General features: G+C 65.2%; 17 protein-coding genes and 1 pseudogene. 8 read left to right on the plus strand and 10 right to left on the minus strand.

Annotated elements, in window-relative coordinates; genetic code table 11:
* Positions 1-49: 49 nt before the first annotated feature.
* The 3 genes from IVA78_RS31850 (at position 50) to IVA78_RS31860 (ending at position 2,442) form a co-directional block, all read left to right on the plus strand.
* Positions 50-1,078, plus strand: a complete 1,029-nt coding sequence (locus IVA78_RS31850) for an NAD(P)/FAD-dependent oxidoreductase (protein WP_247421934.1) — start codon at positions 50-52, stop codon at positions 1,076-1,078.
* A gap of 119 nt (positions 1,079-1,197) precedes the next feature.
* Positions 1,198-1,794, plus strand: a complete 597-nt coding sequence (locus IVA78_RS31855; RefSeq protein ID WP_247421932.1) for a DUF2147 domain-containing protein — start codon at positions 1,198-1,200, stop codon at positions 1,792-1,794.
* Positions 1,795-2,085: 291 nt separating this feature from the next.
* Complete coding sequence (locus IVA78_RS31860) at positions 2,086-2,442, plus strand: hypothetical protein (protein WP_247421930.1); 357 nt, start codon at positions 2,086-2,088, stop codon at positions 2,440-2,442.
* 90 nt (positions 2,443-2,532) lie between these two features.
* Here IVA78_RS31860 and garD read toward each other — a convergent pair whose 3' ends face one another.
* The 8 genes and pseudogenes from garD to IVA78_RS31900 all read right to left on the minus strand — a co-directional run bounded on the left by garD (position 2,533) and on the right by IVA78_RS31900 (position 14,088).
* Positions 2,533-4,074 (minus strand): galactarate dehydratase, encoded by a 1,542-nt coding sequence (gene garD, locus IVA78_RS31865; protein ID WP_247421928.1) that lies wholly within the window; start codon positions 4,072-4,074, stop codon positions 2,533-2,535.
* Positions 4,075-4,168: 94 nt separating this feature from the next.
* The gene (locus IVA78_RS31870) at positions 4,169-5,617 is read right to left on the minus strand and encodes an aldehyde dehydrogenase family protein (RefSeq protein ID WP_247300152.1); all 1,449 of its coding nucleotides are present in this window, start codon (positions 5,615-5,617) and stop codon (positions 4,169-4,171) included.
* A 79-nt stretch (positions 5,618-5,696) separates the two neighbouring features.
* On the minus strand, positions 5,697-7,040 hold the full coding sequence (gudD, locus tag IVA78_RS31875) for a glucarate dehydratase (protein WP_247421927.1): 1,344 nt from the start codon (positions 7,038-7,040) through the stop codon (positions 5,697-5,699).
* Between the two features lie 26 nt (positions 7,041-7,066).
* The gene (kdgD, locus tag IVA78_RS31880) at positions 7,067-8,011 is read right to left on the minus strand and encodes a 5-dehydro-4-deoxyglucarate dehydratase (protein ID WP_247421925.1); all 945 of its coding nucleotides are present in this window, start codon (positions 8,009-8,011) and stop codon (positions 7,067-7,069) included.
* A 123-nt stretch (positions 8,012-8,134) separates the two neighbouring features.
* The gene (locus IVA78_RS31885) at positions 8,135-9,040 is read right to left on the minus strand and encodes a LysR substrate-binding domain-containing protein (RefSeq protein ID WP_247421924.1); all 906 of its coding nucleotides are present in this window, start codon (positions 9,038-9,040) and stop codon (positions 8,135-8,137) included.
* 126 nt (positions 9,041-9,166) lie between these two features.
* Positions 9,167-10,518, minus strand: a pseudogene (locus tag IVA78_RS31890) (MFS transporter).
* 455 nt (positions 10,519-10,973) lie between these two features.
* Positions 10,974-12,926, minus strand: coding sequence for a hypothetical protein (locus IVA78_RS31895; RefSeq protein ID WP_247421921.1), 1,953 nt, complete (start codon positions 12,924-12,926; stop codon positions 10,974-10,976).
* Between the two features lie 79 nt (positions 12,927-13,005).
* On the minus strand, positions 13,006-14,088 hold the full coding sequence (locus IVA78_RS31900) for a YbhN family protein (RefSeq protein ID WP_247421917.1): 1,083 nt from the start codon (positions 14,086-14,088) through the stop codon (positions 13,006-13,008).
* 427 nt (positions 14,089-14,515) lie between these two features.
* Between IVA78_RS31900 and IVA78_RS31905 the strand changes: the two genes are divergently transcribed.
* The 3 genes from IVA78_RS31905 (at position 14,516) to IVA78_RS31915 (ending at position 19,152) form a co-directional block, all read left to right on the plus strand.
* Complete coding sequence (locus tag IVA78_RS31905) at positions 14,516-15,022, plus strand: ferritin-like domain-containing protein (RefSeq protein ID WP_247421914.1); 507 nt, start codon at positions 14,516-14,518, stop codon at positions 15,020-15,022.
* A 209-nt stretch (positions 15,023-15,231) separates the two neighbouring features.
* A complete protein-coding gene (locus IVA78_RS31910; protein ID WP_247421912.1) occupies positions 15,232-16,641 on the plus strand; it encodes an MFS transporter in 1,410 nt (469 codons plus the stop codon).
* Positions 16,642-16,752: 111 nt separating this feature from the next.
* Entirely contained in the window at positions 16,753-19,152 is a 2,400-nt protein-coding gene (locus tag IVA78_RS31915) for an EAL domain-containing protein (protein ID WP_247469406.1), read from the plus strand.
* A gap of 4 nt (positions 19,153-19,156) precedes the next feature.
* Here IVA78_RS31915 and IVA78_RS31920 read toward each other — a convergent pair whose 3' ends face one another.
* Complete coding sequence (locus IVA78_RS31920; protein ID WP_247421907.1) at positions 19,157-19,591, minus strand: hypothetical protein; 435 nt, start codon at positions 19,589-19,591, stop codon at positions 19,157-19,159.
* Positions 19,592-19,669: 78 nt separating this feature from the next.
* Between IVA78_RS31920 and IVA78_RS31925 the strand changes: the two genes are divergently transcribed.
* Positions 19,670-20,251: a hypothetical protein gene (locus IVA78_RS31925; protein WP_247469407.1), complete on the plus strand. Its 582-nt coding sequence runs from the start codon at positions 19,670-19,672 to the stop codon at positions 20,249-20,251.
* Between the two features lie 7 nt (positions 20,252-20,258).
* On the opposite strand, the gene IVA78_RS31930 is transcribed toward IVA78_RS31925, so the two are convergent.
* Positions 20,259-21,602, minus strand: a complete 1,344-nt coding sequence (locus IVA78_RS31930; protein WP_247469409.1) for a PLP-dependent aminotransferase family protein — start codon at positions 21,600-21,602, stop codon at positions 20,259-20,261.
* A 186-nt stretch (positions 21,603-21,788) separates the two neighbouring features.
* Between IVA78_RS31930 and IVA78_RS31935 the strand changes: the two genes are divergently transcribed.
* Positions 21,789-22,025: a DUF1127 domain-containing protein gene (locus IVA78_RS31935; protein WP_247421900.1), complete on the plus strand. Its 237-nt coding sequence runs from the start codon at positions 21,789-21,791 to the stop codon at positions 22,023-22,025.
* The last annotated feature ends 1,083 nt before the right edge of the window (positions 22,026-23,108 follow it).

Genomic DNA, 23,108 nt, shown 5'->3' on the forward strand with positions numbered 1-23,108 from the left:
CGGCCCAAGGGACGCCGTCCAACCGGTAACGACCGATAAAAGAGACGACATGAGCGACGTGATCAAAACCGATGTGCTGATTATTGGCGCCGGCCCGTGCGGTCTGTTCGCCGCCTTCGAGCTTGGCCTTCTCGACATGAAGGCGCATTTCGTCGACATTCTGGACAAGGTCGGCGGCCAATGCGCCGAGCTCTATCCGGAAAAGCCGATTTACGACATTCCCGGCATTCCCCAGGTCTCGGGCCAGGGGCTGACCGAGGCGCTGATGCAGCAGATCAAGCCGTTCCATCCGACCTTCCATCTCGGCGAGATGGTCGAGACCGTGGAGAAGATCGGCGATCCTGCATTCCGCTGCACCACCGATGCCGGCAAGGTGTTCGAATGCAAGGTGGTGGTGATCGCGGCCGGCGGCGGCTCGTTCCAGCCCAAGCGCCCGCCGGTCCCGGGGATCGAGGCCTATGAAGGCACTTCAGTGCACTACGCCGTGCGCAAGATGGAGACGTTTCGTGACAAGAGCGTGCTGATCGTCGGCGGCGGCGATTCCGCGCTGGACTGGACACTCAATCTGCATCCACTTGCCAAGCGCATCACGCTGCTGCACCGGCGCGATGAGTTTCGCGCCGCGCCCCACAGCGTCGAGCAGATGCGCGCGCTGGTCGCAGGGGGCAAGATGGATCTGCGGCTCGGCCAGGTCACGGCGCTCTCCGGCATTGATGGCAAGCTCTCCGGTGCCACCATCAAGGGCAACGACAACACCATGACTGAAATTGCCTGCGACACCATGCTGCCCTTCTTCGGCCTGACCATGAAGCTCGGCCCGGTCGCGAACTGGGGCATTGCGCTGGAGAACAATCTGGTGCCGGTCGAGACATCGGCGTTCGAGACCAACGTATCAGGCATCTTCGCAATCGGCGACATCAACACCTATCCCGGCAAGATCAAGCTGATCCTGTGCGGCTTCCATGAGGGCGCGCTGATGTCGCAAAAAGCCCATCGCTACGTCTATCCGGAGAAGCGGCTGGTGTTCCAGTACACGACCTCGTCCTCCAGTCTGCAAAAGAAGCTCGGGGTCAACTGAGCGGTTGGGGCCGGAAGGCCATGCCCCATATTTCTGGTGCTGGAGCCGTTCGCGAAATCGCCGTAGTCTGTGGCCATCCAGTCCTGGCTAGCAAGTGATTGGCATAGCAAGGTGATCTAATGCAGAATCTTCTTTCCAGCTCTCGGCTGCTCCCCTTCCTCGCGCTCGCGTTGTCGCTTCTTGCGGTGACACCGTCTGCGGCACAGACCGCCGAGCCTACGGCGGCGGGGCTCTGGCAGAAGATCGAAGACGGCAAGACGGTCGGATGGTTTCTCTTCATTGACCGCAACGGCGTCTTCGAAGGCGTGATCGCGAAGACCTTCCCGCGGCCCGGCGACGATCCGAACGAGGTCTGCTCCAAGTGCACGGACGACCGCAAGAACGCGCCGGTGCTCGGCATCTCCTTCGTCCGCAACATGAAGCGCGAAGGCTTGAAGTACGAAGGCGGCAACGTGCTCAATCCGCGCGACGGCCAGATTTGGAAGGCCAACATGAAGATCAGTCCAGACGGCCAGACCCTGACGCTGCGCGGCTATCTTGGCATCGCGCTGCTCGGCAAGGACGAGACCTGGACGCGGCTGCCGGATGCCAACATCGCGCAGATCGATCCTGCCATCGTGGCAAAATATCTCCCTGCGCAGGCCGCCGCCGCGAAGCCGGCGGCCCCTGCGGCGAAGAAGGGCGGCGCGATGATGGCGCCGGCGCCCAAGCAGTAAGGGCGCTTCACGCTGGGTATCATCCCAGCTGCTTTCCCATTCACTGGCGTCGTCGGCCCGCCACCGGGTCTCGCCTTCGGCGAGCCCGATGATGGTGCGTATCCGCCGCAAGGCGTCGATCCTTCCGCCCTCCGCCAGTAGTTCCCCGGAATGCGTGCTGGCGCTGGAATTGCATAGCCTCCGCAAAGCTGTTGGGGGTGAGTCGCTGTCCTTCACGCCTTTCGCCGAGCCGCGGACGGCGGACGGCGGGCGTTGTCCCTCGCGGCGATGATTTCGATCCGCGGAGACGACATGAGATCTGCAATATCGCGTGCGGCCCCGCTGCTGGGTCTGATGACGCTGCTGGCCGCATCGGCGCTGGCGCGCGACGACGGGCGCTACGCCAACTCGCCGCTAAAACCGTGGTTCGAAAGCCTGCACAGCGAGTTCGGACAATGCTGCACCGACGCTGACGGCTACGTCATCGCCGACGTCGATTGGGAGTCCGATCGCGGCCACTACCGCGTGCGCATCGACAACGAATGGGTCGTGGTGCCCGACGGCGCGGTGATCACCGTGCCGAACAAGATCGGCCGCACCATGGTGTGGAAGCACTATATCGACGGCCATCCGCGCGTGCGCTGCTTCATGCCGGGCAGCATGACGTGAACGCGGTAAGTCTTCGATGTGTAGCGGCGGTAAAAGGAAGACGAAACGCTTCAGGGTTCAGTTTCAAGATCGTTTCGTGGATCGCTTTCTTCAGGTCACCGGCGCCGGATTGAACAGCGTGAGATCGTTGTGGATGCCCCAACGATCCGACCACGGTTTTGTCCGGCCGCTGGCGACATCGAGGATCAGGCGGAACAGGTCCCAGCCGGTTTCCTCGATGGTTTTCTCGCCGGTGGCGATGCGGCCGGCATCGAAGTCGATCAGGTCCTTCCAGCGCCGCGCGAGTTCGCTGCGGGTTGCGACCTTGATGACGGGGGCGGCCGCAAGGCCGTAGGGCGTGCCGCGGCCGGTGGTGAACACCTGCAGCGTCATGCCGGAGGCGAGCTGGAGCGTGCCGCAGATGAAGTCGGAGGCGGGGGTAGCCGCGAATAGCATGCCTTTCTGAGTCGCCTTCTCGCCGGGCGAAAGCACGCCGGTGATGGCGGACGACCCGGACTTGACGATCGAGCCCAGCGACTTCTCGACGATATTGGCAAGGCCGCCCTTCTTGTTGCCAGGCGTGGTGTTGGCGCTGCGATCGGCGCCGCCGCGGGCAAGATAAGAATCGTACCAGGCCATCTCGCGCACCAGCGCGCGGCCGACGTCCTCGTTGATGGCGCGTCGCGTGAGCAGCTGGATGGCGTCGCGCACTTCGGTGACTTCCGAGAACATCACGGTGGCACCGGCACGCACCAACAGGTCCGCGGCGAAGCCGACGGCGGGATTGGCGGTGACGCCGGAGAACGCGTCGCTGCCGCCGCATTGCAGGCCGATCACGAGGTCGGAGGCCGGGCAGGTCTCGCGCTTGCGGGTGTTGAGCACCTTCAGCCGTGCCTCGGCCTGGGTCATGATCGCATCGACGATCGCGCCAAAGCCGTCGAAGGCCTCGTCCTGCATGCGCACGATCGCATCGCTGACGCCTTCCGGCACCAGCCGCTCCGGCGCGAGCTTCTCGCAGCCAAGCCCGACGACCAGAATCTCGCCGCCGAAATTCGGATTGAGCGCGATGTTCTGCAGCGTGCGGATCGGCACCACCGCGTCGGGCGCGGTGATGGCGACGCCACAGCCATAGGCGTGGGTGAGGGGGACGACGTCGTCGACGTTCGGGTACTTCGGCAACAGCTCGGCGCGGATGCGTTTCACCGCGTATTCCATCGTGCCCTTGACGCATTGCACGGAGGAGGAGATGCCGAGGATGTTCTTGGTGCCGACCGAGCCGTCGGGATTGCGAAAGCCCTCAAAGGTGAAACCTTCGAGCGGCGGCAACGGCGCGGGCACGGCGGTCGAAATTTCGAGCTTGTCGAGGGCAGGGGCTTCCGGCATGCGAATGCGGGCCTCATCCACCCATTCGCCGGCCAGGATCGGCGACAGGGCGTAGCCGATCACCTCGCCGTAGCGGATGATCGGTGCGTCCAGTGCGATGTCGACCAGCGCGGTCTTGTGCCCCTGCGGCACGAAAGCGCGCAGCGTCAGCCCGCAGGCAAAGCGGGAGCCGGCGGGAAGCCCAAAATCATTGACGACGATCGCAACATTGTCGCGCTCGTTGAGCTTGATGTAGCGGGGTTGCTCTTTCGCTGCGACTGACTGGTCCATACGCTTTCCTAAAGAACGGGAGAAGCCGTGCTTTCGCTCACCTCTCCCCGCAGGGAGAGGTGGGCACCTACGCTTGCGACGCAATCCCGGCCTATCAGCCAGGGAAGGTATAAGCCGTCTTCACCGTGGTGTAGAACTCGCGCGCGTACGAGCCCTGCTCGCGGGCGCCGTAGCTCGAGCCCTTCCGCCCGCCGAACGGCACGTGATAGTCGACGCCGGCGGTCGGCAGATTGACCATCACCATCCCGGACTCGCTGTTGCGCTTGTAGTGCGAGGCGTATTTCAGGCTGGTGGTGCAGATGCCCGAAGCGAGGCCGAACTCGGTGTCGTTGGAGATCGCCAGCGCCTCTTCGTAGTTCTTGGCGCGGATCACGGCGGCGACGGGTCCGAAGATTTCCTCGCGCGCGATGCGCATATTGTTGTTGGCTTCAGTGAACAGCGCCGGCTGGAGGTAGTGGCCGGGCGTCTCGCGCTTGAGCAGCTCGCCGCCCCACGCAAGCTTGGCGCCCTCGTCCTGGCCGATCTTGATGTAGCGCAGGTCCTGATCGAGTTGGCTCTGGTCGACGACGGGGCCGATATGCACGCCGGCCTTGAGCGCGTCGTCCACCGACAGGCCCTTCAGGCGCTCGGCCATCGCGGCGACGAAGCGGTCGTGGATGCCTTCGGTGACGATCAGACGGGAGGAAGCGGTGCAGCGCTGGCCGGTCGAGAAATAGGCGCCGTTGACGGCGACCTCGACGGCAGTCTTGAGGTCGGCATCGTCGAGCACGACCAGCGGGTTCTTGCCGCCCATCTCGAGCTGGAACTTCTTCATTGGATTCGACAGCACGCAGGCCTGCGCGATCTTGCGGCCGGTCTGAACCGAACCGGTGAAGGAAATCGCGGCGACGTCCGGGTGTTCGAGCAGGGTCTGGCCGACCACGGAGCCGGAGCCGACGACAAGGTTGAACACGCCCGCGGGAATGCCGGAGCGGGTGATGATCTCGGACAGCGCGTGCGCCGAGCCCGGCACCAGCTCGGCCGGCTTGAACACCACCGTGTTGCCGTAGCAGAGCGCGGGCGCGATCTTCCAGGCGGGGATCGCTATCGGGAAATTCCAGGGCGTGATCATGCCGACGACGCCCATCGGCTCGCGGGTGAGCTCGACGTCGAGGCCGGGACGCACGGAGGCGCCCTTCTCGCCGATCAGGCGCAGCGCTTCGCCGGCGAAGAACGCAAAAATCTGGCCGGCGCGGGCGACTTCGCCGATGCCTTCCGGCAGCGTCTTGCCTTCCTCGCGCGCGAGCAGGCGGCCGAGCTCTTCCTTGCGGGCCAGGATTTCCAGAGAGATCTTGTTCAGCGCGTCATAGCGCTCCTGCGGGGTCGAACGCGCCCAGGCGGGAAAGGCGGCCTTGGCGGCGGCGATCGCCTTTTCGGTCTGCGCCTTGTCGGCCTTGGCATATTCGCCGACGAGGTCATTGGTGTTGGAGGGGTTGATATTCCTGGTGACGCCGGAGCCATCGACCCATTCGCCGCCGATGAAGTTCTTCAGGATCGCAGTCATGTATTCCTCCAAGTCATTTAGCGGCATGATCCCTCTCGGAAAACCGGTACCCACTTTTCCGGGATCATGCCTGGGTTTCTTAGCGAACGAGGCAGGGACGCTTGTCGTCGAAGGTCCAGCCGGGGATCAGGTCCTGCATGGCAATAGCGTCATCCCGGGCGCCAAGTCCATGCTGCTTGTAGAGGTCATGCGCGGCGTCGATGGCGGCCCTGTCGATTTCGATACCCAGACCAGGTCTCTCGGGGACGGCAATCTTGCCGCCCTTGATCTGGAGCGGCTCCTTGGTGAGCGCCTGGCCGTCCTGCCAGATCCAGTGGGTGTCGATCGCGGTGACCTTGCCGGGTGCGGCGGCGCCGACATGGGTGAACATGGCGAGCGAAATGTCGAAATGGTTGTTGGAGTGCGAGCCCCATGTCAGACCATTGTCGCGGCAGGTCTGGGCGACGCGCACCGAGCCTTGCATGGTCCAGAAATGGGGATCGGCCAGCGGAATGTCCACCGCGCCGAGACGCAGCGCATGGGAAAGCTGCCGCCAATCGGTCGCGATCATATTGGTCGCGGTCGGCAAGCCCGTGGCGCGGCGGAACTCGGCCATGATCTCGCGGCCGGAAAAGCCGGCCTCGGCGCCGCAGGGGTCCTCGGCGTAAGCGAGGATGCCGTGCATGTCCTTGCAAAGCCGGACAGCCTGATCTAGCGACCAGGCGCCGTTGGGATCGAGCGTGACGCGCGCGTTCGGGAAGCGTTTTGCGATGGCGGTGACCGCCTCGATCTCCTGCTCGCCGCGGAGCACGCCGCCTTTGAGCTTGAAATCGGCGAAGCCGTAATGGTCGTGGGTGGCCTCGGCGAGCCGCACCACGGTCTCCGGCGTCATCGCCTCCTGGTGACGGAGGTTGAACCATTCCGCCTTGCCGGTCTCGCCTTCCATATAGGGCAGCCGGGATTTGCGCCGGTCGCCGACGAAGAAGAGGTAGCCGAGCGTCTCGACGCTCTTGCGCTGCTGGCCCTCGCCGAGCAGCGCCGCGACGGGCAGGCCCAGATGCTGGCCGAGCAAATCGAGCAGCGCGGATTCGATCGCCGTGACCGCGTGGATCATGATGCGCAGGTCGAACGTCTGCTTGCCGCGGCCGCCGGCGTCGCGGTCGGCGAAAGCGGTGCGGACGTCGGCGAGGATGTTGTTCATGGCGCCGACGGTCTTGCCGATCACGAGATCGCGGGCGTCCTGGAGCGTTTGCCAGATCTTCTGCCCGCCGGGCACCTCACCGACGCCGGTATGACCGGAATTGTCGGTGAGGATGACGATGTTGCGGGTGAAGAACGGCGCATGTGCGCCGCTTAAATTGAGGAGCATGCTGTCGCGGCCCGCGACCGGGATCACCTGCATCGCCGTGACGACCGGTGCGCCAGAGATCTCCGTCTGGACCATCGCACGCTCCTCTCTATTATCGTTCGTTATTCTGCTGCCTGTTGTGTCGATCGGATGGCGGGCAGATTCTTTACTAGCGCGGTCAGTTCCGCCACCTCCTGCTCGGCGAGATCGGTCAGCGGCGGACGGACCGGGCCGGAGTCGCGGCCGATCACCTTCATGCCGGCCTTGATGATCGAGACTGCATAGCCCTTCTTGCGGTTGCGGATCGCGATCAGCGGCAGGATGAAGTTCTTCAGGCCGGCGTGGATCGTCTGGTGGTCGCGCTTGCGCACGGCCGCGTAGAAGTTGGTGGCGAATTCCGGCACGAAGTTGAACACGGCCGAGGAATAGGTCGTCACGCCCATGTCGAGATAGGGCAGCGCGAAGGTCTCCGCGGTCGGCAGGCCGCCGATATAGGTCAGGCGGTCGCCGAGCTTGGTGTAGACGCGGGTCATCAGCTCGATGTCGCCAATGCCGTCCTTGTAGCCGACGAGGTTCGGGCAGCGCTCGGCAAGGCGAGCCAGCGTGTCGGGCTGGAGAATGGCGTTGTCGCGGTTGTAGACGATGACGCCGATCTTCACGGCGGCGCAGACTGCCTCGACATGGGCGGCGAGACCCTCTTGCTCGGCATGCGTGAGATAGGGCGGCAGCAGCAGCAAGCCGTCGGCGCCGGCCTTCTCGGCACCAATGGCGATTTCGCGCGCGATCGCGGTGCCGTAGCCGGTGCCGGCGAGCACGGGCACGCGGCCCTTGGTCTCCTCGACGGCGATCTTGACGATTTGCGGAACCTCGGTCGGCGTTAGCGAGAAGAACTCACCGGTGCCGCCGGCGGCGAACAGGCCGGCGACGTCATAGCCGCACAGCCAGTCCATGTTGGCGCGGTAGGTCGCCTCGTCGAAGGAGTAGTCAGCCCTGAACGGCGTGACGGGGAAGGACAGGAGGCCAGATCCGATCTTCTGGGCCATCTCCGGCGGGGTCATCTTGCTCATGGGCGCGGCTCCCTTCTTGCGTGTTGTGAAGGACGCAAGCCTGCGCGTCCATGGGCCGGTGTTTAGGAGACCGTTCGATGCGCGTCCAAGCCAAAGCCTATATCGACTGATGCAGATTGAGCATCAATCCTCTGTCACCTCCGCGGAGGACAATTCACCGGCGATTTTGACGAGGGCCGAGAGCAACGGATTCTCGTCGTCACGGCGCCAGACCATGAAGAGCTCGACCGGAAGGCGGGTGCGCAGCTTCAGCGGCCGCAGCCGCACGTCGGAGATCTTCAGACTCGCCGCCGCCGCCGGCACGATGGCGAGGCCGAGGCCGGCGCGCACCATGGCGAGGATCGAATGGATCTGGCTGAGATGCTGGACATAGCGCGGCAGCACGTCGGCGCGCGTGAACAGCGCCACCAGCAGGTCGTGAAAGTAGCGGCTCTCGTAAGGCGAATACATCACGAAGGGCTGGTCGTCGAAATCCTTGATGGTGACGCTGTCGGCGTTCGCCAGCGGATGCTTCTTCGGGATCGCGGCGAGCAGGGGCTCCGCGACGACGCGGCGGCTGGCGAGCTCTGGACGCGCGATCGGCGGCCTCAGCAGGCCGGCGTCGATCTGGCCCGAGGTCAGCGCCTCGAACTGGTCGCCGGACACCATCTCCTTCAGCGAGAAATCCACTTCGGGCAGCTTTGCGCGGCAGGCGGCGACGAGCTCAGGCAGGAAGCCGTAGGCCGCGGCGGCCGTGAAGCCGATCTTCAGCGAGCCGGTCTTGCCGAGCGCGATGCGGCGGGCGACCTGCGAGGCGCTTTCCGCAAGCTTGAGGATGCGCCGCGCCTCCGGCAGGAAGCTTCGCCCCGCGGGCGTCAGGCGCACCGAGCGGCTGGTACGCTCCAGAAGCGGCGCATCGATGATGTGCTCGAGCACCTGGATCTGCCGCGACAAAGGCGGCTGGGTCATGTTCAGCCGCGCGGCGGCGCGGCCGAAATGCAATTCCTCCGCCACCGTGACGAAACAGCGGAGCTGGTTGAGGTCGAACATCGATACATGCCTTAGATGGATAAGGCGTTTCCCCGACACTTCTAGCATCGATCACCCCCAAAACAAAGACGGCGGCTGATTAAGCCGCCGTTGAGTTGCCTGGTCCGCTCCGATTGCTCGGAGCTCTCAGGAGGAACGTTTGAGCATCACCCGCTCGATCTTGCCGACGATCACAACATAGGCGAACGCCGCCACCAGCGCGTTGAGACCAACGAACACCAGCGCGCCGTTGAACGAACCGGTTGCGGCCAGGATGTAGCCGATCACGATCGGGGTGGTGATCGAGGAGAGATTGCCGAACGTGTTGAACAGGCCGCCGGAGACGCCGCTGGCTTCCTTCGGCGAGGTGTCGGAGACGACCGCCCAGCCGAGCGCGCCGATGCCCTTGCCGAAGAAGGCGAGCGCCATGAAGCCGACCACGAACGCCTGTCCGTCGACATAATTGCAGGCGATGATCGACATCGATAGCAGCATGCCGCCGACAATCGGGATCTTGCGCGCCAGGGTCAGCGAGCCCGTCTTGCGCAGGATGGCGTCGGAGATGATGCCGCCAAGCACGCCGCCGATGAAGCCGCACAGCGCCGGGAGCGTCGCGACGAAGCCGGCTTGCAGGATCGACAGCCCACGCTCCTTGACGAGGTAGACCGGAAACCAGGTCAGGAAGAAATAGGTCAGCGTGTTGATGCAATACTGGCCGAGATAGACGCCGAGCATCATGCGGTTGGAGAGCAACTGGCGGATGTGGTCCCACCCGGAGCCGGATTGAGGCGCGCGCTCCTGCTTCAGATCGTCCTTGGACGCGTCGAGATCGACCAGCGCGCCGCCCTCCTTGATGTAGTCGAACTCGGCATCACTGATCGAAGGATGCTCCTCCGGGCCGTAGATGGTCTTGATCCAGATGAGGCCCATGACGACGCCGAGCGCGCCCATCACGAAGAACACGAAGCGCCAGCCGTAGGCGTGCGCGATCCAGCCCATCAGCGGCGCGAAGATCACGGTCGCGAAATACTGCCCCGAATTGAAGAACGCCGACGCGGTGCCGCGCTCGTTGCCCGGAAACCAGGCCGCGACGATGCGCGCATTGGCGGGAAGGAGGGCGCTTCGGCGATGCCGACCAGGAAGCGTAACGCGAACAGCACGACGATCGCGGTGCCGGTGCTGAAAAAGCCGACCCAGCCCTGCATCATCGTGAAGATCGACCAGACGATGATGCTGAAGGCATAGACGAGGCGCGAGCCGTAGCGGTCGAGCAACCAGCCGCCCGGCACCTGCGCGATCACATAGGACCAGCCGAACGCCGAGAAGATGTAGCCCATCGCGACCGGATCGAGATGCAGCTCCTTGGAGAGTGCGGGGCCTGCGATCGACAGCGTGGCGCGGTCGGCGTAATTGACGGTGGTGACCAGGAACAACATGGTCACGATGAACAGCCTGACGCGAGACCGCCTCACGTCCGCTGCGGACACCACTGCGCTCATCACGCGCCTCCTTAGAACTCGAACATTTCCTCAAGGCGACTCCTAGAGGCGCGCGCGGCAAAGTGTCCAAGTTCAAGGGGGTATCGATCGATGCCGTTTTTGGATTGATGGAACGGCAGACAAGGGGAACGATGCGACGTGACGAGAATGCGCGAGCGCAGTTTGGCTACGGCGCACTACACGAGCCAACCCGCCGTCATTCCCCGCGAAGGCGGAAATCCAGTACGCCGCGGCTTCTCGGTTCAATCACAACCGCCTCGGAGTACTGGATCGCCTGCCCGCGCGGGCGACGACACCGAGAGTGTGGGCCAAGCTCGTCATTGCGAGCCAACGGGTCCGCGCGAAGCGCGGCCCGATGACAGGCTCCGCGAAGCAATCCAGAATCTTGCCGAGGAGGGACTCTGGAGTGCTTCGCTGCGCCCGCAATGACAGGGAGGAGAGAGCTCGTCGTCGTCCTACTGCCGCGCGCTCGGAAGTAGCTGCGGCAGAAATCCGCGCGTCACGCTTGGCGGCACTGCATCCAGCCCGAGCACGGCGCTCGCGGCAGGCAGTGCGGCATCGGCCATCGCGGCGTGGCCTTCGGCGCTTGGATGCACGGCGCCGCCATAGACGGCGGAGAGCACGCCCCAGGTGGCGTCGTGGATGTCGGTCGGCTGGCTCGCGGCCGGCAATCCTTGCGGATAGGTCATCGCAGCAAAATAGCTATCGTTGGCGTCGCGGATCCAGCGGGCACGGGGCAGGTAGGCGCGATATTCCGAGGCGCCGCGACCGCACAGCATCGGCTGACTCGCCGCCGTCACGATGTCGGGATTGAAGCTCTGGCCGTTCTCGGCAAAGCAGGTGCGGTCGAATTCGGGATCGTTGCCGGAATGGGCGCAGAAGCCGTGATCGGCGAACGCGGCCTGGTGCGCATCGACGAAGGTCATGCGGTCGGCTTCGGTATCGCGGCAGAGCGCGCCGCGGGTACAGGTGGCGAGCCCCTTCAGCTGCGGCAGGAATTCGGTGTCGACGAAGGTGGAGACCCGGGCGAGGCGCTGCGGATCGGCATTGAAAGATGGATGGATGTCGAAGCCGCCACGGCCGCCGCGGCAGGGCACGCCGCCGTCGGCGAGCGCCGGGTTGGCGTAGGAGACATAGACCACATGTGAGAGGTCGCCGCCGACCAGCGGCTTCAGCGCCTCGCGCAGCTTGACGAAATTCTGCGGCAGCTCGCGCGCCAGCGCATCGCGGGAATCGTCGACGCTCGCCATCACGCCGGAGCGGCGGAACAGTGCGCGCTCGGTCGCGGTGTCGACGATGACGTCGGCGACGAGGCCGGAAAAATAGACGTCGTTGGCGCCCACCGAGAGCAGCACGAGATCGAGCGTGCGGTCGGGCTGGCGTTTCTTCGCCGCGGTGAGCGCTTCGCGCAGCTCGGCGACCTGCGCGTTCACGCTGGTGTTGCAGACGCCGGTCTTGCCGGGCGGGCATTCGCGGGCGCGCTGCGAGCCGAGCAGTCCGTCGCCGATGCCGGCGCCGGTGCAGGCGAGCGGCAGGAAGGTCACGGCGATGTGGGTGTAGCGCACCGCGAGCGCCAGCGCGGTGCGGGCCTGATAGCTGTAGAGCGAGCGGTGACAGGGCGCGTTGAACCAGAGCGCACTGTAGCGTTGCCAGTTGGCGAGCGTGTCCGGCGCCTCGCAGGCGCGGCCGCCTTTGAAGCCGGCGCGGCTCGGCCGATAGTACTGCGCGCCGGCGGTGCCGAGATAGGAGCGGAAGCAGAAACCTTCGTCCGACAGCGCCAGCGGCCGGTCCGGATTGCCTTCGCCGGAGGCGATACTGTCCCCGAGGCCGGCAACGAAAATGTCGCGAACCTGGATCTCAGCCTGGACCCGCTGGGTCGGATCGGAGCCGGAGGAGACGTCGACGGTCGCGACCGTCTGCTTGCCGTAACGGACGCGCAAATTGACCGGCTCGGCGCAATCGAAGGTCGACGCTTGCGGCCCGTCGCCGTCATCGAACGACCAGGCGCAGGTGGCGCCGACCGGCACTGCGCCGAGGAGGCGCACAGTGACGGGATGATCGATCGGGGTGATGTAGTTCTCCTTGACGTTGTCGCGGGTGCAGGGCTGGTTGACCCGGCCCTGGAGGTCGATGCAGAGCCGGTTGACCATGTTGCGGGCCCAGCCGCGGCCCTCGCTCTGGAGCTCCAGCGACTGCTCGGCGGCCAGGATGCTGCGGTTGCGCGCATTCTCGACATGGAGCAGGAAATCGCGCTCTTCGCGGAACAGGCGGAAGCGGTTGCGCACCTCCCAGCTGATCTGCATGGCGCCGGCGTCCTGAGCGGCAGCGCGCTCGAGCGGCAAAGCGGTCAGAATCCCGGCAAGCAGGAGGGCGCCTGCGGAGAAGGTGCGAAAGGAGGGAGGGATCATGGCCCGCGTGTTCAACGGCAAAGTTGAGGCGGAAATAAGAGGGGATAGCTGCCCCGCCCGCAACCTATGTCTGAGTGGCCTACCGCTTGCCGGCCTGCCGCAGCGCACGCTCGCGCTCCATCGCGGCCACCTGCTTGGGCAGGTTGGCCTGGGTGCAGGCCTCCGCCAGCCGCCGCCGCTCCTGCCACGGCGCGACCACGTTCATCCAGAGCTCGCGCGTGCCCATGATGGAGATGGCGAGGCCGAACGGGATCACGAAATAGAGGATGCGGAACACCAGCAGCGTCGCCAGAAGCTCCTCGCGGCCGAATTCGGGAAGCGCCACCAGCATGGCGGCATCGAATACGCCGATCGAGCCCGGCGCATGGCTGGCAAAGCCGAGCAGCGTTGCCAGGATGAACACAACGGCGAGCGACATGAAGTCGATCGGTGGATTGGCCGGCATCAGCAGGTACATCGCCGTGGCGCAGAAGCCGAGATCGATCACGCCGATCAGGATCTGCACCAGCGTCAGGGGCGCCGAGGGCAGCACCACCTTCCAGCCCTTCTGGCCGAGCTCGCGCCGTTTCTCACCCATGCAGAGCCAGACCAGATAAGCGCCGATCGAGGCGAGGCCGCCGAGCGCGATCAACCGGTTGATCGACGACGGCAGCTGATCCATCGACGACGCCGCACCCGGATGGATGGCCATGCCGATCGAGAGCACGAAGATGTTACCGAGCCAGAAGGTCAGGCCGGACAGGAAGCAGATTTTGGCGACGTCGATCGCGTTCAGCCCATAATCCGAATATATCCGGAAGCGGATCGCTCCGCCGGTGAAGACGGTAGCGCCGATGTTGTGGCCGATCGAATAGGACGTGAAGCTGGAGAGCGCCGCGATGCGATAAGGCACGTGCTTCTTGCCGATCGTTCGCAGTGCGAAAAAGTCGTAGAATGTCAGCGTGCAGAACGCGAAGAAGACGCAGATCGCCGCCAGACCGATATTCCCGCGAGGAATCTCGGTCAACGCCGTCAAGATAACTCCGGTATCGATGCCCTTGAGGGTCCGCACCAGCGTGGTGATTGCGAAGGCAATGATGAAGACGCTCGCGGCAATGCCGAGCCGTCGCCAGCCAATCCATCTATTGAAGCCGCGTTTCAGCGCGGGCAGCAGTCCGTGCATTCATCCTCCCGGCGGGGGGCAAGACCGATCCGGCCAGGCATTGGCCAGTGCGGGTACGATGACGGCCAAAGGGCAGGCGTCGATCGCTTGGCATGATCCAGCTCATTTAAGGCAAAAACAGCGGCTTGTGCAGCCCTTGACAACAATAGGTTCTGCGTTGGACCAGCCACTTTTGTCATATGTGGTTCACATCCGACGCGCGTTAAGCATATGAGTCGCGACGTGCGGTTCGGAAAGCGCATTCGTGTTTAAGGAGGATGGTTTCAAATCCTGGCGCCGTCGGCATTGTTCCAGCGCAAGCGAAGGGTGTCTTGGAACGTCGGTGCCGCGTGCTCGTTAGGCCCCATCAGCAACCGGACATGGCGGAACAGGCGGCCTTTCGTGCAGGCCCATGCCGTCGTGTTCCCGAACCGAGAGGACCGGAACGATGGGACTGTTCACAAAAGACATCAAAACCATGAACGACCTGTTCGTGCACCAGCTCCAGGATATCTATTACGCCGAGCAGCAGCTCACCAAGGCGCTGCCGAAAATGGCCAGCAAGGCCACCGACCCGCAGCTGAAACAGGGCTTTTTGACGCACCTTGAAGAAACCAAGCAGCACGTGGCGCGTCTCGAGGAAGTGTTGAAGATGCACGGCGTCGCCGTGAAGGCGATCGACTGCCCGGCGATCGACGGCATCATCGAGGAAGCCGACGAGACGGCGGGCGAAGTTGCCGACAAGGCCGTGCTCGACGCGGCGCTGATCAATGCGGCCCAAGCCGCTGAGCATTACGAGATCGCCCGCTACGGCAGCCTGATCGCCTGGGCCAAGCAGCTCGGCCGCAATGATTGCGCGGCGGTGCTTGCCAAGACGCTTGAGGAGGAGAAGGCGACCGACAAGAAGCTGACGACGCTCGCCGAGAGCAAGGTGAATCTGCGCGCGGCGAGCTGAGGCAAGACGGAGCCAAGACGACGACGCCGCGCGATGGTCGCGCGGCGTCTTATTTCCGGCGCATCCCAGTGCGCCACTGCGCACAAGACGGGCGATGCACTTTATGGGTGGCGGCCGGGCGCAGCCACATCCATTATTCGACCATTGTCGAAACATGACGGCCCGCCGGAGGGGTATATTTCGCATGGGGCTGCAAGCGAGGTGGCAGCATGCGAGCAAGCACCATCAAACACCGAACCTTAGACAAGGCGAGTGCTGCGCCGCGGGCCCGCTCGCATCTTGCAACCTCCCTCACGCTTGCCGCCATGAGCCTCGGCTATGGCGTGGTGCAGCTCGACGTCACCATCGTCAACACCGCGCTCGATGCAATGGGCAGGGCGCTCGGCGGCGGGGTCGCCGAGCTGCAATGGGTGGTCAGCGCCTACACCATCGCGTTTGCAGCCTTCATCCTCACGGCCGGTGCGCTGGGTGACCGGATCGGCGCCAAGCGCGTCTTCATGGCGGGGTTCGCCATCTTCACCGCGGCCTCGCTCGCCTGTGCGCTGTCGCCCAATGCGGTCGTGCTGATCGCAGCACGGCTAGTTCAGGGCCTGGCGGCGGCGATCCTGGTGCCGAATTCTCTTGCCCTGCTCAATCATGCCTATGCGGACGACCGCGAGCGCGGCCGCGCCGTCGCGGTCTGGGCCGCCGGAGCAAGCCTTGCACTCACCGCCGGCCCCTTTGTCGGCGGCGCGTTGATCACGCTGGTCAGCTGGCGCGCGATCTTCCTGGTCAATCTGCCGATCGGGCTCGCGGGCCTGTGGCTGAGCTGGCGCTATGCCAGCGAGACCACGCGCGCGCGCTCGCGCGAGATCGATCTGCCTGGCCAGCTGGCTGCGATCGGTGCGCTGGGCGCGCTTGCCGGAGCAATCATCGAAGGCGGGGCGCTCGGCTGGGACCATCCGGCCGTGATCGCAGCCTTTGTCGGCGCCGCCATTCTCGCCGTGCTCTTTGTCTGGCGTGAGAGCCGGGCGGCGCAGCCGATGCTGCCGCTGTCATTGTTCGGCCAGCGGCTGTTCACGCTGACCTCGCTCGTGGGACTGCTGGTGAACATCGCGATCTACGGCCTGATCTTCGTGCTCAGCCTGTATTTCCAGAGGATCAACGGGCTGTCGGCATGGTGGACCGGGCTTGCCTTCGTGCCGATGATGGCGGCGGTTCTGCCGGTCAATCTGCTGGCGCCGCGCCTGGCCGAGCGCATCGGCTCGTGCCCGACCATCATCCTCGGCGCCTGCATCTCGGCAATCGGCTGTCTCGGCCTGCTCTGGATCGAAGCCGGGACCAGCTACTGGGCGATCTGCGCGCAGACGATCGCGATCAGCGGAGGGCTCGGCCTACTGGTGCCGCCGCTGACGTCAACGCTGCTCGGCAGCGTCGAGAAGGCGCGTTCCGGCATCGCGGCCGGCGTCCTGAACGCGACGCGGCAGACCGGCAGTGTGCTCGGCGTTGCTCTGTTCGGTTCGCTGGTGGCGTCTGACCGTGCGTTCATGACAGGGCTGCATCTGTCGCTGGTCATCTCGGCGGCGGTCTTGCTGATTGCCGCCGCCGTCATCGGCGTCGGTGCGCCGGCGCGAGGATGAACAATTGAGCGAACGCACACATCTCCCATTCACCATTCCCGGAGCAGGTTTGTAGCCAGTTACCAATCGTCCATCTCTGTCGGCTCAAGTGCCGGTCGATAGGGGCCGGCGATGTATCAAGTTCTCTTCTGTCTCACCGACGAGCACGATTGGCGACTGGTCGCGCTTGGCGCTGCGGTGTGTCTGCTCGCCAGCGCGGCGGCAATCAGCCTGTTTCAACGCGCACGCGCGACGCAGGGGCCCGGGCGTCTGGTCTGGATCGCTCTGGATGCCGCCGTCAGCGGATGCGGCATCTGGGCGACGCATTTCATCGCGATGCTCGCCTACGGGCCGGGCGGTGCCGGCGCCTACAACATCCCGGTAACGCTCCTCTCCTTGATCCTTGCGATCTCCGTGACCTTCGTGGGGCTGAGCATCGCGGTATCGTCCTCGCGCCAGGTGTGGATCGCCCTCGGCGGCGCGATTGTCGGCTCTGGTGTTGCGGCGATGCACTACACCGGCATGGCGGCGCTGGAGATTCCGGCGCGGGTGGCCTGGATCGGAAGCACGGTTGCCGCCTCGGTGCTGTTCGGAATCGTCTTTGCGGCCTTCGCATTGTTCATCGCCGCGCGGCGCGACGACCTCTCCCATACGCTGAGCGCGACTGCGCTGCTGACGCTTGCCATCGTCGCGCATCATTTCACCGCGATGGGAGCGGTGCTGCTGACGCCGGACCCGACCCGCGCGATCAGCGGGCTCTCCATCCCGCCGGCCTCGCTGTCCTTCCTCACCGCCAGCGCTGCGGTCGCGATCATCGCGATTGCGCTCGTGGCCGCGCTGCTCGACCGCCGCGCCAAGGGCGAACTGGGGCGCCAGCAGATCGTGCTGGACAGCGCCCTCGAGAACATGTCGCAAGGACTGTGCATGTTTGACGCGAACGGCAAGATCATCCTGTTCAACGAGCGCTATGCCGCGATGCTCCGTCGCACCGACATCCTGCTCACCGGCCGCCTTTTGGTCGACGTGCTTAGGGAAGAGCAGGCGAACGGCCAGTGGCAGGGCGACGCGGATCAATTCTTCGCCCGCCTCGTCGCCGACGCGCGGGAGGGACGCACCACGACCGACGTCGTCAACCGGTTCGGCCGCTCCATCCGGGTGGTCAACCAGCCGATGCAGGGCGGCGGCTGGGTCGCCACTTTCGAGGACATCACCGAATGGCTGGAGGCGCAGGCCAAGATCTCGCACATGGCGCGCCATGATGCGCTGACCAGCCTGCCGAACCGCGTGCTGTTCCACGAACAACTCGAGCATGGGCTGCGCCGGACCACGTCGGGCGACCAGCTCGCGGTGCTTTGTCTTGATCTCGATCACTTCAAGGACATCAACGACTCGCTCGGCCACCCCATCGGCGATGCGCTGCTAAAGGAAGTCGGCCGCAGGCTGAAGTCCACCGTCGGCGAGCACGACACCGTGGCGCGGCTCGGCGGCGACGAGTTTGCGGTGGTCCAGATCGGACGTTCCGAGGAAACCGCTGCGAGATCGCTTGCCGGGCGCCTGGTCGAGGTGATCTCGGCGCCTTACGAGATCGACGACCATCAGATCGTGATCGGCGTCTCGATCGGCATCTCGCTGTCGCCGCAGGATGGCAGCCATCCGGACGAGCTCCTGAAGAACGCAGACCTCGCGCTCTACCGCGCCAAGGCGGACGGCCGCGGCACCTATCGCTTCTTCGAGACCGGCATGGATGCGCGCGCGCAGGCGCGGCGCCTCCTGGAAATGGATCTGCGCGCGGCGCTGCAACGTGACGAGTTCGTAGCGTATTATCAGCCGATCCGTGACGTCGCGAGCGGCCGCGTCGTCGCCTTCGAGGCGCTGCTGCGCTGGAACCACCCGCAGCGCGGGCTGATCGCACCGATCAGCTTCATACCGCTGGCCGAGGAGACCGGGCTCATCGTTCAGCTCGGCGAGTTCGTGCTGCGCTCCGCCTGCACCGACGCGGCGACCTGGCCCGACGATGTCGACGTCGCCGTCAACCTGTCGCCGGTGCAGTTCAAGAGCCCGAACCTGATCGCATCGGTGACCGAGGCGCTGGCCATCTCGGGACTTGATGCGCGCCGCCTCGAGCTCGAGATCACCGAATCGGTGCTGCTCCAGAACAGCGAGGCGACGCTGACGACCCTGCACGAGCTGCGCGCGATGGGCGTGCGGATCTCGCTCGACGATTTCGGCACCGGTTATTCGTCGCTGAGCTATTTGCGCAGCTTCCCGTTCGACAAGATCAAGATCGATCGCTCGTTCGTATCGGAGCTGGCGACGCGCGAGGATTCCATGGCGATCATCCGCGCTGTGACCGGCCTCGGCCGCAGCCTCGGTATCGTCACCACGGCGGAAGGCGTCGAGAACGACGCGCAGCTCGAGCTGCTCCGGCGTGAAGGCTGTACCCAGGCGCAAGGCTATTTGTTCAGCAAGCCGCGGCCTGCTTCCGATATCGCGATCATGCTGGACCGGCCGCGGCTACTCGCGTCGGCGTGATGGCCTAGCCGCGGCGCACCGCAAAATGCGCGCCGCAAAATGCCATCACAGCGCCGAGGCACAGCGCAGCGAGCCCGGCCAGGACGCCCGAGACCGTTGGGATCGGGCTCGGTGCCGAGGCCGCCTGGCCCGCGCCCGCGAGCAGTAGCACGCCGACTGCGATCAGGAATTGGCGCATCCGTTGCGGGATCTGGCCGGAGACGGCGCTCTGCATCAATGATGCCGTGAAATAGCCGCCGGAAAAGCCGACGGTGGCGATCAGCCACCAGGCGATCGCCGCGCCGGCCGGGATGAACTCATGCGTGTCGGCGCGCCAGAGACCGCCGAGGTCGAGCCCGTAGCGCGCGCCCAGCATGTGCACCGCGAGCGCGAGCAGCACGCCGGAGATCACGGCGGCGCCGAGAATCAGGCGGCGCGGAAAAAAGGTCGTCTCAGCCATGCCCCGCTTGTAGGATGGGCGAGGGTGTTCGCGCAAGCGGATCGCTGACGGGATCGCGCGGACGGGATCGATGTCGAGATGCAGGTTTCGGATGCTGACGCAGTCACGAGCTATGCCTACAAGGCCTCGCTGATCGGTTCGGCGCACCGCTTCGAGCTGACGGACGAGGGCCTGTCCTGGCACATCGCCGGGCGCTCCGCGCTGTGGCGCTATGACGAGATCAGCGCGATCCGGCTGTCGTTCCGCCCAGTTTCGATGCAGCAGCACCGCTTTCGCGCCGATGTCAGCCACGCCGATGGTGGGCGCATCGCGATCCTGTCGACGAGCTGGCAAACGGCCGCGCTGATGGCGCCGCAGGACAGCGGTTTTCGCCAGTTCATCGTCGCGCTGCATGCACGCATGGCCAAGGCTGGCAGCCGGGCGACGCTGAGCGCGGGCCTCGGCCGCATGGCCTATGCGGCGGTGCTGGTCTTCCTTGCGGTGCTGACGGCGGCGACGGCGGTGCTGTTGATTCGCGCGCTGATGATCGGCGAGTTCGCCGGCGCGCTGTTCATCCTCGGCTTTGCCGCGCTGTTCGCCTGGCAGGTCGGCGGCTTCGTCCGGCGCAACCAGCCGCGGAGCTACAGCTTCGATCAATTGCCCCGGTCCTTGCTGCCATAGACGATCGCTACTCCGTCGAGTCGAAATCCTCTTCCTTGTTGCCGAGCAGCGAGACGATCGTGCGCAGGCCGGAATCGAGCTGCTCGGGCGACGGCGGAGCGAGCGCGAGCCGCACCGCATTCGGTGCATGACCATGAGCAATTGCGAACGTCGAGGACGGCGTCAGCGCGATGCCGCGCCGGGCTGCCGCGGCGACGAAGGTCTGCGAACGCCAATGCGGTGGCAGCGTCAGCCAGAGATGATAGGCGCGCGGATCGGCCGCGAGCTGGTAGCCGGCCAAGAGCCTCGCTGCGGTCTGCTGGCGGCGCGCGGCGTCGATGCGCTTCAGCCTTGTCAGCTCGGCGACGGTGCCGTCGGCCATCAGCCGCTGGCCCGACGCCAGCGCGTGGCCGGAGGCGATCCAGCCGCCGGTGCGGATCGCGCTCATCACGCTCTCGCGCAGATGCGGCGGCGCGACCAGGATGCCGAGCGCAAGGCCGGGCGCGACCTTCTTGGACAGGCTGTCGAGCACGATACAGCGGTCGGGCCCGAGCGCCGCGAGCGGCGCGTCGTCGGCGAGGAAGCCGTAGACGGCGTCCTCGATGATGGTGAGATCGAGCTTCTCGGCGATGCGCATGATGTCGGCGCGCCGCGTTGCGTTCATGGTGACGCCGAGCGGATTCTGGATGATGGGCTGGAGATACAGCGCCGACAGGTGGGCTTCGCGATGCGCTTTCTGGATGGCGTCGGGCCGCGCGCCGTGCTCGTCCATCGGGATCGGGACCAGCGTCACGCCGAGCCGCGCGGCGATGCTCTTGACGTAGGGATAGGTCAGGGCCTCGACACCGCAGCGGCCCCCGGTGGGGACGAGCGCTGCGAGCGCGGCCGCGAGTGACTGCTTGCCGTTGGCGGTAAAGAAAATCTGCTCGGCCTGCGGCGCGAAATCCTTGCGTGCGAGATAGGCGGCGGCCGCCACGCGCGCGCTCTTGGTGCCGGTGCTGGTCGAGACGCGCAGCGCGGATTCGAGCGCGTCGACGCGCTCGAGCCCCGCAAGGCTCTTGGCGATCATCGCCCATTGCTGGGGCAGCAGCGGATAATTGACCTCGAAATTGATGCGCGCGTCGACAGGCTCCCTGATCGTCTCGACTTCGCGCCTGACATCGCCGGAGATGAAGGTGCCGCGGCCGACCTCGCCGACCACGAGCCCGCGACGGAGCAATTCGGTGTAAACCCGGCTCGCGGTCGAGACCGCGATGCCGCGGTCATAGGCAAAATTGCGCTGCGGCGGCAGCCGGTCGCCGGGCCTTAACCTGCCGTTAGTGATATCGGCCGCAATGGCATCGGCGAGCTTCACGTACTCGAACTTGGACATTATTGCACCGAGAGCAATGTTTTACTTGCTCCGAGCAGTGTACTGAAGCATTTAGGTTCCATCAAGTTCCGCGATTGAGCCGAGGAGAGCGAGAGCAATCCCACGGCAAATGAGGTGCAAGCGCTCGAAGCGTCTGCGCCAACGGCATCGGCTTCGCCGCGCGGGACAGCACGCCGGAGAAGAACAATGACCACGATCTCGCAAACTGCCGGGCGGAGTTTACGCCCCTCCTCATCGAGCGGATTTTTCAGCACGCTCGTCGCCGCCACTTATGCGCTGTTCGACCGCCTCGAGCGCCGCTCCGCCGTCAAGACGCTGAACCAGCTCGACGACCGCGCCCTGCGCGACATCGGCATCACGCGCAGCCAGATCGAGGACGCCGTCTACGGGCAGTTCAAGGCCGAGCTGACGCGGTATTTGTGAGACGATGGCGGAGGTGGGGTGACGGCGTTCGCCCTCCGCGTGTCTCAGACACGCTGCAGCGTTTACGCTGCGGCGCAGAGTCGGGACCCAGCAGGCCACCGCACTAGCGGATGGATGGGCCCCGGCTCTTGAGCGCACCGATGAAGAAGCGCTGCGCTGCGTCCAGGGCACGAGCGGGGAGTTTTGTCGCGCGCCTGCATCAACATCGTCGGTGCGAGCCAACGGGTCCGCGCGAAGCGCGGCCCGATGACAGGCTCCGCGAAGCAATCCAGAATCTATCCGCGGATACATTTTTGGATTGCTTCGCTGCGCTCGCAATGACGGAGTGTGGGGTGATGGCATCGCGCTTTCAATTCGCATTTCAATCGTAGACACACCTTCGCATCCTCGCGGCTTGTTCGCCCGAGCTCTGCTTCGGTGCCTTGCCCTCATAATTGAAGAGGGCGCAGGGAAGACCGGGAGCCGGTTGGCTCCCATGGGCCGCCATGCCAAGAGCAGATTGCGTGTGCTTCATGCATAGCGGACAACAGGGCAACCGGAGACATCCCGGCCTTCCCTGCGCGGATGGTTGGAACGGCTTATGTCGCGGTGCTCCCCGGGGAGCGATGCACTATTGCCCCCGTCGCCTTGCCGATAACTGATGCCGCGGTCCGGTTGGGCCGCTCACATCACTGCAAGACTTGGCGCACAGACCCCGGGCGCCAGGACCACACGATTTCGCCGTACGCCGATCACACCGGTCGAGTGCGCGAGGTCCCCGCTCACGGCTCTCCGCCCTGCGAAGTCCTTCGTGCCGATGTGACCTGCGTCCACCGCCGCCCGGCCCGCGTGTCGTGACGATCGCGATACGCCCCTCTTGCTTGGGCCGGGTTGCGGAGAGGCATACGTCATTTCCGAATTTCGGTAAAGCGGAATATATCGAACGGCGCGGGTTGACCCAGCCCTGGCGTGTTTTGCCCGACAGGCAACGCGAGATCTTGTAGGCCGAGCAATGGGCGGACGGTGCCTCGCCATCGTCATTGCGAGCGCAGCGAAGCAATCCAGACTGCCGCCGCGGAAAGACTCTGGATTGCTTCGCTGCGC

The sequence above is a fragment of the Bradyrhizobium sp. 137 genome (assembly GCF_023074095.1).
In the GTDB taxonomy this organism is placed as follows: Bacteria; Pseudomonadota; Alphaproteobacteria; order Rhizobiales; family Xanthobacteraceae; genus Bradyrhizobium.